Genomic DNA, 14,291 nt, shown 5'->3' with positions numbered 1-14,291 from the left:
AACGCTACCCAAAGGGTTCGGCTAAAAGCGTTTTACTCTTTGTTGAGTCAATTTTACTTAGAACCACTAGGCTTCAATCGACTCGCCGCGATTAAAACGCTTTTATCTCGAACAAAATTTAACCACGAAAGATAAACAGACCCTATCTAAAGATTAAATTTGTGCGAATGCGCCTTCCCAAGTGTAAGTCACACCGTCGAACTCAACGCGATGTGTCGCGTTCTGTTTGTCTTCGTCTAGGTTGCAGATAGCGAAGTGGTAAGCGTTGCTTGTTGTAGTTTGCAGGCGAATCACGGTACCCACTTCGTTGTTGCCAACGACGGTTACTGACTCTACTAGTCCACGAGCGCCAACTGATGCTTCGATAGACTCGTTGAAGTAACCGTGCGTTTCTAACACAGAGGCAAACACGTGGTTCTGACCAGATTGACGTAGGATCAGTGCTGGTTCGCTCTTCAAGTTGAAGTCTGGATCATTTGCGCCCGTGCGAGTGAAGAACACTTTGCCGCCGTTCGTTGCGCTTGTGATTAGCGAATAGTAGCTGTTGTCGTGCAACCAGCTTACAAGCGAGCTGCTTTGAACTTGGCCTGAACCTACATTCCATAGGTGTTGGTAACCGTTGTCCTCGCCCATTGGACGCAGCGTGCTTTCTACATCGTATTCAAAATCCGTACGGATGATTTGACCGGAGTAGTGCACTGGCAGATCGTATTGGTGCTCTTGATCTGCTTCGATGCGGTAAACATCAATCACAAGTGGTTTCTCGAATTCTGGCAATTCAGCAAGAATGATGCTGCGCTGCATGTCTACACCGTTGTAGTAACCAGAAATACGACCGCTCATGCCTTGCAGTTTTTCATCATCAGCTTTGAAGAAGTGCTTAGAACCGAACTTGGTTTCTGCTAGTGCTGTGTCGAAGTTGTTTTGTGTCTTTTGGTCAACCGTTACTGTGTTGTGCGCGACTGTCTGCTTACAGTAAGACTTGTTCTCTGGGATGTAACGACCGCCAAATTTAGGCTCAACGTTTACCCAGCGACCAAAGCCGTAATCGTGCAGCACTTCATGACCGCGGTTAAACACACTCAGGTGCAGACCATCGTAGTGACCGTGGTCTAGTGCAGAGTGGTACTGGTGATCGCTGCCGTGCTGACCAAACCAGATAAGCGCCATGGTGTCGTCGTCTTGCTCGTCACGGTGACGAAGAATGCTTACGCCGCCTTTTTCGCCTTCTGGGCCGTCTGTTACGAATAGGCTACCCCAGTTGAACGGTTTGATGTTGTCTGTTGTTGCAACTGCGTCAGACAATGTCTTGCCTGAGATATGAACCCAAACGTCTTGCTGGTGGTCAGCCATGCCGAGTAGCGTTTCAGTTTGTTCGTAACGGTGGTAACACACAGACGTGGCCATGATTACGCCTTCATCGTTGATCGAAATCGTCTTCGATGAATCGTTCAATGCTGGCAAAGTACCATCTGGGAATGCCGTCTTAAATACTGCGTAAGACGTGGTCTTGATTACCGAGTCGTTGAACTCGTAAATACCAAGCTCAGGCTGACGACGTTCAATCGCTTCTGCGAATAGGTAGATTGGACGCAGCGAGAAACGGTGGTAGTAAGGACCTTCCATGTAGTAGCCATCTGGCGAGAACAGTTGGTCTAACTGAGCTAGGAAGCCGCCGCTAACTTTATCCAGTTTCAAGCCGTAAAGCGCTTTGTCTACCGCTTCTTGGTCGTTAATTGCGTAACCACAGATACCTACTGCTGCTACAGCCCACAGACCGTGGTTGTGTACGATGTCAAAGTCGTGACCGTAAGTGACTACGAACAGCTCAATCATTTGTTTGAACAGATCGTTTTCAATCAGTGTTTTTTGCTCTTCTTCCAACGTGTGGTAAATGCAGCTGTACGCACAAGACGCGTATAGCATCCACATGTTCTCGTTCAGAGTTTGGTGGAAGATCTTACCCGGAGGGTTAGAGTCACGGCTGGTGTTGCTCTCTAGCGTCGGGTAAACCTTCGCGTAAGCCGTTAGCATGTCCACGATGTAATCGCGGTACTTCTGCTCGCCAGTGATAAGGAATAGGCGACCCGCTAGATCAATGTGGATGTAGTTTTGCTTGTGACGGTTATGCTCGTAACCGCCGCCTTCGCCGTGACCTGGAACTTCAATACCGACCTCAGCCATGTAAGCGTCAGTTTGTTTGATGTCACGTGCTAGTGCATTTCCTAATAGGCTATCCGTGCCAAGTGCTTTGCTTAGTTCTGCCGCTTCTTCAAAGTTCATTAATAGCGGTTGGTAAGACTGGGTTTGGTAGCTCATTATTATTTCTCCTGCCCGAATGCGTTCACTTCTAGAGAGTAGAAGCCATTCCAGCTGTAGGTTTTACCGTTCAATTCTACTTGGTGTGGGGTTTGGTCGTCAGCGCCTAGAACATTGCTGATCATCACAGTAACCAGTGATTTTTCAGTCGTGATTTCTACGATGCTGCCAACGGCGTTGTAGCCCACGACGCGGATATCTTTCACCTGACCACGTGCATTCACCGACTGCTCAAACTCTTCGTTGAAGTAGCCGTGTGTTTCTAGCACAGAAGCAAATAGCGTCGATTCGCCCTTGCTGCGCAGAATGAATGCTGGTTCGCTACGTAGGTTAAAGCTTGGGTCATTGGCGCCAGTGCGAGTGAAGATCACTTCATTATCACCGTTTTGTTTCGCGCTGCTGCTAGTGCCTAACCAAGTGTAGTAGGTGTTGTTTTGTAGCCAGCTAACCAACGCCGTATCTTGCGTTTTGCCGCTTGCTACTTTCCAAAGGTGCTGGTAACCGAAGTCATCGCCAAGGGTGTTCAGTTCACCAAAGCTTTGGTAATCGAAGTTAGTACGTACGATTTGACCATCGTATTGATGAGAGTAGTCGTACTGATGCTCGCCTTCACCTTCAATGCGGTAAAGGTCTAGCAGTAGCGGTGCTTCAAGCTCGTCTAGGCTAAGCATGAACACACTGCGCTGCATGTCTGTATTCGGGTAATGGTCGTTCGCAAACGCACTCATACCGTTGATTTCAGTGCCTACTACTTTGAAGAAGTGAGGCAAACCATGCACCGAATCAGCGCGGTCTACATCGAAACCATTCTGACATTGCTCATCAATCGTTACCGCGTTGTGCGCGATAGTTTGACGTGCGTACGATTTGTTTTCGTCTAGGTAACGACCGCCGAATTTAGGCTCTACGTTTACCCAGCGACAGAAGCCGTATTCACGCAGCACTTCTTGACCACGGTTAAAGAAAGTAATGCCAAGCGTATCGAAGTTACCATGTCCCATGCCGTGTTGACCGTAGTTCATCACAAGCTGTGACACATCACCGGTTTTATCCTGCATACGGATAAAGCCTTGTGCTCCGTTATTACCAGTTGGGCCTTCGTTAAGTTCCACGCTTGGCCAGAAAGGCATACCGATTTCACGGTCTGCGATAGCTTTATCGTAAGCTTGAGAAAGCTCAAGACCACAAGGGTGCATCCAAACGGCGTTTTGAATCTTCGCCATGCCAAGGATGTTGTCATCCAAGCCGTAGTGCTTGCTGTAAACACTCACTGCAACTTGAACACCCATGTCGGTAATGCTCATGGTACGAGATGCATCGTTTAGTGCGGGGAACTCACCATTCGGGTAAGCCGTTGCCAGCATCGCTTGTACTGTGTTGCCAATCACTTTGTTTTTGTAGTTGTAGATGTCTACTTCAGGCATGTGACGGTGTACTACTTCTGCAAATACACAAGTTGGACGAATCGCATAACGATGGTAGTACGGACCTTCCATGTAGTAACCAGAAGGGGCGAACAACTGTGAGATTTGCGCTAGGAAGCCACCGGTATCATCACGATCTTGACCGTATACCGACATCTCTAGATATTCAGGTTTGCCAATGGCTAGACCACAGATACCAACAGCCGCAACTGCCCAGATACCGTGGTTGTGAATACGGTCGAAATCGTGCGCGTATTTCACTGTGAACATGTCTAGCATTGGTTCGAAAATGCGCTCAACAACAGCTGTGCGCTCTTCTTCTGTCATCACTGATGCCACGCAAGAGTAAGCAAGGCTAGTAAACATTAACCAACAGTGTTCATTAAGGATCTGGTGGAAAAGACGACCTGTTGGGTTAGTGTTTTTCTGTACGTGGAAATCAAAAGTGAGGTACTTCTCTGCGTAAATAGCGAGAAGATCTTTAACGAACTGCGCGTACTTTTGTTCTTGAGTGATCAAGAACAAACGACCCGCTAAATTCATGTAGGTATAGTTTTGTTTGTGGCGGTTGTGCTCGTAGCCACCCGCTTCGCCGTGACCTGGTACGTCTAGAGGCAGACGCATAAAGGCTTCAAGTTCCTTGCGATTCGCTTCAATGGATTTACCCATTAAGCTCGGCTTTCCGACTTCCTTTCTTAGTAGTTCGACTTCTGCTTCAGTCAACAAAATCGGTTGTGTAGTCATTTCTTTACCACCCTCAGATGAAGTGTGTTGTTTTCTTAAACTCTCTATAAAGTAATACAATATTAAGTTTGGGTGTAGTTTTTGTGGCAAAAAGGGAGAGTGAAATCACGCGAATTTAGCTAACTTATTGATTTATATCGCTGTGGTAATCCTTGTTGTGACTGATGTTTCGGCGTTATTAATCGTTAAGTGGAATGCTTTAACGAGCACCATTTGATGAATATCACATATTTTTAGATATATTGTATGACAATTAAAATAGATCGGATATGCTCGTTACCAATTCAACAGCAGACCCTTTCGCTTTGCGTTTCACTTTTATCAATACGACGCTTTTTTAAGAGAACCTTTTAATAAAAGCATGGTTAAGAATGAAGTGCCGTAGGGTTCGCTTTAATAGAGACTTTTTAGGAGTATGACGATGAATTCTTTCTTTGTATTAGATGAGAACCCGTGGGAAGAGCTAGGCGGCGGTATCAAACGTAAAATTGTTGCTTACACAGATGACCTAATGGCGGTTCACCTATGTTTTGATAAAGGTGCGATTGGCGCTCCGCATACTCACGAAATCCACGATCAAATCGGTTACGTAGTACGTGGCAGCTTTGAAGCGGAAATCGAAGGTGAGAAGAAAGTACTAAAAGAAGGCGACGCATACTTTGCTCGTAAGCACATGATGCACGGTGCGGTTGCACTAGAGCAAGACAGCATTCTTCTAGATATCTTCAACCCAGCTCGTGAAGACTTCTTAAAATAATCTATAGCGCAACCTCAGTTGCTAAGGTGACAACATGAAATCATTAAACATCGCGGTCATTGGCGAATGTATGGTTGAGCTACAGAAGAAGGAAGGTCAGCTAAAGCAGTCATTCGGTGGTGATACGTTGAATACCGCACTGTATTTATCTCGTTTGACCAAAGCTCACGATATTAAAACCAGCTATGTAACGGCTTTGGGTAACGATCCTTTTAGCCAAGAAATGCTATCAGCATGGCAAGAAGAGGGCATCGATACTAGTCTGGTTCTTTCTGTTAAAGAAAAGCAACCAGGTATCTACTATATCGAAACCGATGAAACTGGCGAACGTTACTTCCACTACTGGCGTAACGAAGCGGCCGCTAAGTTCCTATTCGAACAAAACGAGTCTCCGCTATTAGTCGACAAACTTTACTCGTACGATGCGGTTTACTTGAGCGGTATTACATTAGCGATTCTTACTGAAGAAGGTAAGACGCAACTGTTTGGCTTCCTTGAGCGCTTCAAGGCACAAGGTGGTAAGGTTATTTTCGATAACAACTACCGCCCTAAATTGTGGGAAAGCCGCGAGAATGCCATGTCTTGGTACCTTAAGATCCTTAAGCACACGGATATCGCACTGCTCACATTTGAAGATGAGCAAATGCTTTACGGTGACGAGCATCTAGAGCAGTGCATCGAGAGAACCTCTGCACTGGGCGTGGATGAAATCATCATTAAACGTGGCAGCAAAGATTGCTTGGTTGTGGCGAATGGCGAAGCGCAATACGTGGCGCCAAACAAAGTCGACAACGTGATTGATACAACAGCGGCTGGTGATTCTTTCAGTGCAGGCTTCTTGGCGAAGCGTTTGACTGGCGGCAATGCAGCTGAATCGGCTTACTCTGGTCACTGTATGGCTGGCGCGGTAATTCAACATAAAGGTGCCATCATTCCACGTGAAGTGATGCCAGATCTTCCTTTATAATTCTTTTGCGGAGCGTTGAGTAATCGGCGCTCCGCAGTGATTTATTGAACTCAAGTTAACGACGACGAGTACACTCTTATGACGACATTAAACGAACAATTAGCAAACCTAAAAGTAATTCCTGTTATTGCCATCAACAAAACAGAAGATGCGATTCCTCTAGGTCGCACTTTGGTTGAAAACGGTATGCCTTGCGCAGAAATCACGTTCCGCACAGAGTGTGCTGCAGAAGCGATTCGTGCTATGCGCGCTGAGTTCCCAGAAATGCTGATCGGTGCAGGTACGATCCTAACTAACGAGCAAGTTGACCAAGCGATCGAAGCTGGTGTGGACTTTATCGTAAGCCCAGGTTTTAACCCTCGCACGGTTCAATACTGCCTAGACAAAGGCGTGGCTATCGTACCTGGCGTAAACAACCCAAGCCTAGTTGAGCAAGCGATGGAAATGGGTCTGCGTACACTTAAGTTCTTCCCTGCTGAGCCATCTGGCGGTGTGGGTATGCTTAAAGCACTTACGGCGGTTTACCCAGTGAAATTCATGCCAACAGGTGGTGTGAGCCTAGGTAACGTAGACGAGTACTTGTCTATCCCTTCAGTGCTGGCATGTGGCGGTACTTGGATGGTGCCAACAAAACTTATCGATGAAGGTAAATGGGATGAACTAGGTACACTGGTTCGCGACGCAGTAGCTCACGTAGCATAAGTGTCGTAACACCCCGATAAAACTAGCGAAAGAACGAAAAGCGAGCCTCAGTGCTCGCTTTTTTTGTGTTTGAAAGTTTGAAAGAGGCGAGATGGGAGAATCGAGATGCGAGAAAAGCAAACAAGAGATTAGAATCGAGAAACGAGATTTGAGAAGCGAAAACGGAAAGCGCTGAACCGTCCTTGCATCGTTCTCGATAGCGGCGAAGGAGGGGGGTGGGAATCTTGGATAACCGAATCTACACGTAGCTTCGACAGTGATTTGACCCATCAAAGTAACGACTTGGTATTTGTTGGTGAAAGGAGATTTCCTACTCAGTCGTTCCTCCATTTAGGAAATGACGAGAAGGAATAGGGAATTTTGCTGGTTGCATTCATATAAATTCCACTTTCTATCCTATGCCTTCGAAACATCTCATTACGTTTCCTACAAATAAATGACACGCATTTTTGATCTTCAGACAAAGCGTGAAGAAGAAAAATATTCCATACTTTAATGAATTTGCAATAGATTATTTGTATTACAATATAATTACTTGTTGAGTGATGGTTATTCTGACTTTGAATGCCAGTATCCCTATAAAATAAAGGCTTTGTCGCCAATTTTTCAATGAAATAACTTATGTTCCAGATCACAATTAAAGCTTATTGTAGTACAAATAAAATAATGAACAGAGTAGTCTAGGCGTTAGAAAATGATCAAACTTGAAAGGCTGAAAAAATGACTATTGATACTCTTGTTGTTCTTGCCTACTTCTTCTTCTTAGTTGCAATTGGTTGGATGTTCCGTAAGTTCACTACCTCAACCAGTGACTACTTCCGAGGGGGCGGTAAGATGTTATGGTGGATGGTAGGTGCTACCGCCTTCATGACGCAATTTTCAGCATGGACGTTTACAGGTGCCGCAGGACGCGCGTTCAACGACGGTTTCGTTGTTGTAATCCTATTCTTAGCCAACGCATTTGGCTACTTCATGAACTACCTCTACTTTGCTCCAAAGTTCCGCCAACTACGTGTAGTGACGGCGATTGAAGCAATTCGTCAACGTTTCGGTAAGACTTCAGAGCAGTTCTTCACTTGGGCTGGTATGCCAGACAGCTTGATCTCAGCCGGTATTTGGTTGAATGGTCTTGCGATTTTCGTGGCAGCGGTCTTCAACATTCCTATGGAAGCGACCATCATTGTTACGGGTTTAGTGCTAATGCTAATGGCGGTAACGGGCGGCTCTTGGGCGGTTGTTGCATCTGACTTTATGCAGATGTTGGTTATCATGGCAGTGACGATCACTTGTGCGGTGGCGGCATACTTCCACGGTGGCGGTATTGGCAACATCGTGTCTAACTTCCACGGCGACTTCATGCTGGGTAACAACCTGAACTACGTCAGTATCTTTATCCTTTGGGTAGTGTTCATCTTTGTTAAACAGTTCGGTGTAATGAACAACAGCATCAACGCTTACCGCTACCTATGTGCAAAAGACAGTGAAAACGCACGTAAAGCAGCAGGTCTTGCATGTGTGCTGATGATTGTTGGTCCTATCATTTGGTTCCTACCACCTTGGTACGTTGCGGCATTTATGCCTGATTTCGCAGAGCAATACGGCTCAGTAGGTGGTGATGCAGCTTACCTAGCATTCGTACAAAACGTAATGCCAGCAGGTATGGTGGGTCTTCTGATGTCAGCAATGTTTGCGGCGACCATGTCTTCAATGGACTCTGGTCTTAACCGTAACGCGGGTATCTTTGTGATGAACTTCTACAGCCCGATTGTACGTCCACAAGCGTCGCAAAAAGAGCTGGTTATCGTGAGTAAAGCAACGACTATCGTGATGGGTTTCATCATCATTGGTATTGGTCTATTCATTAACTCACTACGTCACTTGAGCCTGTTCGATATCGTACTGAACGTGGGCGCATTGATTGGCTTCCCAATGTTGATTCCTGTACTACTTGGTATGTGGATTCGTAAGACGCCGGACTGGGCTGGTTGGGCAACACTGGTTGTTGGTGGCTTTGTTTCTTACATCTTCGGTATCTCACTACAAGCAGAAGACGTGGAGCGCCTATTCGGTCTAGAGCAAGCGTTTACAGCACGTGAGTGGGCTGACCTGAAAGTTGGCTTGAGCCTAGCAGCACACGTTGTCTTCACTGGTGGATTCTTCCTACTGACAACACGTTTCTACAAAGGCTTATCGCCTGAACGTGAGAAAGAAGTGGATCAATTGTTCGAAAACTGGAACACGCCTCTTGTGGCTGACAGCGAAGAGCAGCAGAACCTAGATACAAAACAGCGCGGCATGCTTGGTAAGCTTATCAGCGTAGCGGGCTTCGGTATCCTAGCGATGGCTCTGATTCCAAACGAACCATCAGGTCGACTACTGTTTATCTTGTGTGGTGCGATTGTTCTCTCGGTGGGTGTTCTATTGGTGAACGCAGCACGAGGGCCTAAAAGCCCAAAGTTAGCTAACGCGAAAAGCTAAGTCCCACTTAACTCACTCTTTCTAATAAAAATCCCACGGTGTCATCACTGTGGGATTTTTTCTATTTGTCAGCTTGCCTCTCTACACAGATCCTGCTTTTTGATTCTTTGCCCAATTCGCCCAGTTGTCATTAGGCATTGGGAAGTACTTCATTTCAAATCAGTAGTAATGGGGAATGCTCGATTTGGTTTGGAACCGCAGTGATGCCGCGTCTTGCTGAACCACTTACTTCAGAAAGTTGAGAGAAGCCATGAATGGCCCCAAGTAACGTTCCCTTCAGACTTCGACACCATAAGAGAGCATGAGCTTGTAGAGCTGTTCGCCTTCGTTATGTAGCGGATCAAACTCAGCGGTGATGAGCGTGTTTAGGGTAGTTCACCGAAGTCACTCCTTAAAAGGTTAAGATCCTGTTTGGTTGTGGTTCTGAATTTTCCGTGTGTGTATAAATCGAAACCAGAAAGAAGCATCTTGGCGGTAATACCACACAGTCGGGCCCGTTTTCTGCGTCGCTTTGTGAGAGGCCTTAGGAGCTAAAATTGGGTGGATAATTTGTTGGCTCGGCAACCAATGTCGCAAGCACTTGAGCCTAAGCGTTGTCGCTAACGCCAATTGGCCTAAAGCGCAGCACGACTTGTTTGGTATCGCCACCATATTTATGGTCATCTTCTTTCATGCCAAGCCCCGCCTGATAAATATCATCATGTGCCCTAGGATAGGTATGTTCAGGTGCCGCTGATATTTAATGCAGATAACAATTGCATTGGAAAGAAGGGCGGCTTGTAAATTTTAACTTCAATGCTATTCCTCACATCTAGGCATTTGCTACGCAATGTTGGCTCTCGCCTGCTAAAACATTAGCGCCAATATAACCCGCGCGACGTTCGGCGACGGCTTGTTTTTAAAGGCTGGGCTTACGATTTGTTTGGAATGCGTCGACTAGCTCTTTGATGCCACCGTTAGAGCGCAGAAAAATAAAGAATGGAAGAAGAAGAACAAAAAAAGCCTTGCTACTAGGTGAGCAAGGCTTAGAAAATTTGGTTTAGAAAGGGTTATTAACCTTCTAGTTCAGCAAAGTAGTCAAAGATAACTGGAACGTCGTTTTGACCAAGGCCTTGGTCTACTGCTGCTTGTAGGCTCTTAGAAGTACCTTCAGCAATAAGAGACTCAGTACCTAGGTCTTTAACCATTTCTAGGAAGTAACCTAGATCTTTGTTTGCGTTTGCGATTGAGAAACCTAGCTTCTCTTCGCCGTCTACAGCGTAGAACTTACAGAACTGCATAAATGGTGAGTTTGATGGGCCAGCAGACATGATGTCGAATAGCTGTTGGCCATCAACGCCAGCACGCTTAGCAACAGCGAACGCCTGAGACATAGTTGCTACTGTTGTCATGCCCATGAAGTTGTTCACGAGCTTAGTTACGTGACCAGAACCTAAAGCACCAAGGTGGAATACGTTTTCGCCTTGTTCATCAAGCACTGGCTTAACTTTGTTGAACGTTTCGATGTCGCCAGCAGCCATGATGTTTAGTAGACCATCTTTCGCGTGAGCTGGAGTACGGCCAAGAGGCGCATCAATCATGCCTGCGCCTTTCGCAGCAAGATCAGCACCGATCTTACGAGTCGAAGCAGGGATAGAAGTACCGAAGTCGATCAGAGTCGCGCCTTCTTTGATACCCGCTAGAATACCTTCTTCACCGTAAACGATCTTTTCTACAACTTCAGAAGTCGTTAGACACAGCATTACGATGTCACTTGCTTCAGCAAGTTCTTTAGGTGTGTTTGCCGCTTTAGCACCGCGAGCAACACAAGCTGCCACAGCGTCTTTATTCAAATCCATTACGTTTAATTCGTAACCACGGTTTTGTAGGTTCTCAACCATGTTTCCACCCATCAGACCAAGGCCGATGAAACCAATGACAGGTTTTGTCATATTAGACTCCAAATATCGTATTGTATGATTATATGTCTTTATCTTAAGTCCTCAGTTGGATTTTGCAATCGGAAAATGCAATGAATAAGGTTTTATCGATGTTTTTTGGCAAAAGTGAGAGGTTGGTTTGGCTATTGGCTCGACTTCTCTTGGTTTCTGGCGGGTTTTAGTGTCTCAAGTAATAAGTGTATCTATGCCAAATATAACCAAGAGATTCGCTTTAACTACGCAAATGTTTGTTCAGTGAATAATGTCAATTGTATTACAATTTATCTAGGGGAGAGGAAGGAATCAGTGACAGTTAGGATGAAAAAATAAGAGCTGAGGTCATCAGCTCTTTTGGAAGATAATGGATAAAAGCGCGCTCTTTATAAGTCGAAGCGATCGTTGTTCATCACTTTCACCCAAGCTGCGACAAAGTCTTGGACAAATTTCTCTTTGTTGTCGTCCTGAGCGTAAACTTCAGCGTAAGAGCGTAGTACCGAGTTAGAGCCGAATACTAAGTCGACACGTGACGCAGTCCATTTAGTTTGACCAGAAGCGCGTTCGCGGATTTCGTACTCGTTATCACCGGTTGGATGCCATGTGTAGCTCATATCAGTGAGGTTAACGAAGAAATCGTTGGTCAGTGCGCCGACGTTATCGGTGAAGACACCTTGGCTTGTACCACCATAATTGGTGCCAAGAACACGCATACCACCAATGAGCACCGTCATCTCGATAGCGGTCAGTTGCATCAATTGGCTTCTTTCCAGTAAGAGCTCTTCAGCCGTTACGATGTAATCGGATTTCAGCCAGTTGCGGAAGCCATCGTGAATTGGTTCAAGCACATCGAACGAATCGGCATCGGTCATTGCGTCTGTCGCATCCCCACGTCCTTGACTAAATGGCACGGAGATATTCATACCCGCGTTAGATGCTGCTTTCTCAATACCTACACCACCCGCGAGCACAATCAAATCCGCCATACTAATTGGCGAGTTGTGTGTGGTGCGAATATCGTCGAGTACGCTCAACACTTTCTGCAATCTTTCTGGCTCGTTACCCACCCAATCTTTTTGCGGAGCAAGACGAAGTCGTGCGCCATTGGCACCACCGCGACGGTCAGAACCACGGTAAGTACGAGCGCTGTCCCATGCGGTAGAAACTAGCTCAGCAATGCTCAATTCGCTATTGAGAATCGCCATCTTGAGCGCGTCGATGTTCTCTTCAGATAGATGGTAAGAAACAGGTGGCACGGGATCTTGCCAAATTAAATCCTCTGCTGGCACATCAGGGCCGAGGTAACGAGATTTAGGGCCTAGATCGCGGTGAGTCAGCTTAAACCAAGCGCGAGCGAAACAATCTTCGAAGTACTTAGGATCATCACGGAAACGCTCTGCAATCTTGCGGTATTCCGGATCAAACTTAAGCGCCATATCCGCATCGGTCATCATAGGATTACGGCGGATGCTTGGGTCTTCCACATCCACTGGCATGTCTTCTTCTTTGATGTTCACCGGCTCCCACTGAGCAGCACCCGCAGGGCTCTTAGTAACCCACCAGTCGTAAGTAAACAACAAGTGGAAGTAGCCGTTATCCCATTTGGTTGGGTTAGTGGTCCACGCACCTTCCACACCACTGGTGACGGTATCACGTCCTATGCCGCGAGAGGTTTTGTTCAGCCAACCAAAGCCTTGGTCTTCGATTTCTGCGCCTTCGGGTTCAGGGCCGAGTAGGGAAGCATCGCCATTACCGTGTGCTTTACCCACAGTGTGACCACCCGCGGTGAGCGCTACGGTTTCTTCATCGTTCATTGCCATGCGCGCAAAGGTGACTCGCATATCGTGTGCGGTTTTGATTGGGTCAGGTTTGCCATCGACCCCTTCAGGGTTTACGTAAATCAAACCCATCATTACCGCTGCAAGCGGGTTTTCTAGATCGCGTTCACCAGAGTAACGATTGTTCTCGCCGCCACTTGGTTGCAACCACTCTTTTTCTGCGCCCCAGTAGATGTCTTTTTCAGGATGCCAAATGTCTTCACGACCGCCAGCAAAACCAAACGTTTTAAAGCCCATGGATTCATAAGCCATGTTACCAGCAAGAATCATCAAATCGGCCCAAGACAATTTGTTGCCGTATTTTCTTTTGATTGGCCAAAGTAGACGACGTGCTTTGTCTAGGTTGCCGTTATCTGGCCAACTGTTGAGTGGAGCAAAACGTTGATTACCTCGGCTGGCACCACCACGACCATCTGCAATTCTATAAGTACCCGCAGAGTGCCACGCCATACGAATCATCAAGCCACCGTAATGACCCCAGTCCGCTGGCCACCAATCTTGGCTGTCGGTCATCAGATCTTTTAGGTCTTTTTTCACTTCCTCTAAATCGAGAGAGTTAAAAGCATCGGCATAGTTAAAATCCGCGCCCATCGGGTCGGTTTTTTGGTCATGTTGATGAAGAATGTCGAGGTTGAGGGTTTTCGGCCACCAATTGAATTCAGCTGCCTGTTGGTTGGTATTCGCTCCATGCATGACAGGACATTTGGAGTGATTGTTTTTGTCGCTCATCTCTTGCTCCCTAACTGGGGTTAGTGTTCCCAAAGTTTAGTTACAGGTTGCGTATTTCGCCCTTGCGGTTTTACGTTATATTTCGGGATTTTGTCCAAAAGATGATCAGTGTCATTCTTATCTAATTTAACAGTATTTAATGCCAAATAAGTGCAGCTCGTATCTATTAAAAATCGAAATAATGGGTTTCTAACCGAAGACGCTAAACTACGTTATTTTTAATAGACACGTCTCTGTAAACCTTGTCGGCTTTCATTGAACTTGTTCTAACGTCATCACACTTCTTGGACTAAGTGGTTTAAGTTTTCGCCAAAAATCGTAACGCTGTGTGCAACAGAGTGAACCGAAGATTGTTTGGCGTATCGATTCACCGGAAAGGATTTATCACTGTTCAACTTAGTATCAGAGCGGAGCAATCAG

General features: G+C 46.2%; 8 protein-coding genes. 4 read left to right on the top strand and 4 right to left on the bottom strand.

Features of this window, described 5'->3' with window-relative positions; all coding sequences use genetic code 11:
- Positions 1–153: 153 nt before the first annotated feature.
- Entirely contained in the window at positions 154–2,319 is a 2,166-nt protein-coding gene (locus tag ITG12_RS05145; protein WP_038875657.1) for a heparinase II/III family protein, read from the bottom strand.
- Positions 2,320–2,321: 2 nt separating this feature from the next.
- Positions 2,322–4,487 (bottom strand): heparinase II/III family protein, encoded by a 2,166-nt coding sequence (locus ITG12_RS05140; RefSeq protein ID WP_038875655.1) that lies wholly within the window; start codon positions 4,485–4,487, stop codon positions 2,322–2,324.
- Between the two features lie 421 nt (positions 4,488–4,908).
- Between ITG12_RS05140 and ITG12_RS05135 the strand changes: the two genes are divergently transcribed.
- From ITG12_RS05135 to ITG12_RS05120, 4 genes are all read left to right on the top strand, one after another.
- On the top strand, positions 4,909–5,244 hold the full coding sequence (locus tag ITG12_RS05135) for a cupin domain-containing protein (protein ID WP_005450851.1): 336 nt from the start codon (positions 4,909–4,911) through the stop codon (positions 5,242–5,244).
- 34 nt (positions 5,245–5,278) lie between these two features.
- Entirely contained in the window at positions 5,279–6,211 is a 933-nt protein-coding gene (locus ITG12_RS05130; protein WP_005437155.1) for a sugar kinase, read from the top strand.
- Between the two features lie 78 nt (positions 6,212–6,289).
- Positions 6,290–6,913: a bifunctional 4-hydroxy-2-oxoglutarate aldolase/2-dehydro-3-deoxy-phosphogluconate aldolase gene (locus ITG12_RS05125; protein WP_038875652.1), complete on the top strand. Its 624-nt coding sequence runs from the start codon at positions 6,290–6,292 to the stop codon at positions 6,911–6,913.
- A 720-nt stretch (positions 6,914–7,633) separates the two neighbouring features.
- On the top strand, positions 7,634–9,391 hold the full coding sequence (locus tag ITG12_RS05120) for a sodium:solute symporter family protein (RefSeq protein WP_038866999.1): 1,758 nt from the start codon (positions 7,634–7,636) through the stop codon (positions 9,389–9,391).
- Positions 9,392–10,443: 1,052 nt separating this feature from the next.
- On the opposite strand, the gene ITG12_RS05110 is transcribed toward ITG12_RS05120, so the two are convergent.
- Together ITG12_RS05110 and katG are read right to left on the bottom strand one after the other, a co-directional pair.
- Positions 10,444–11,334 carry an NAD(P)-dependent oxidoreductase gene (locus ITG12_RS05110; RefSeq protein WP_258071118.1) on the bottom strand — a complete coding sequence of 297 codons (891 nt, stop codon included), beginning with the start codon at positions 11,332–11,334 and terminating at the stop codon, positions 10,444–10,446.
- Between the two features lie 356 nt (positions 11,335–11,690).
- Complete coding sequence (gene katG / locus ITG12_RS05105; RefSeq protein ID WP_038875647.1) at positions 11,691–13,871, bottom strand: catalase/peroxidase HPI; 2,181 nt, start codon at positions 13,869–13,871, stop codon at positions 11,691–11,693.
- Positions 13,872–14,291: the final 420 nt, after the last annotated feature.

The organism is Vibrio sp. ED002 (assembly GCF_023277445.1).
Taxonomy (GTDB): Bacteria; Pseudomonadota; Gammaproteobacteria; order Enterobacterales; family Vibrionaceae; genus Vibrio; species Vibrio jasicida.
This window is presented reverse-complemented; position numbering and strand designations above follow the sequence as displayed.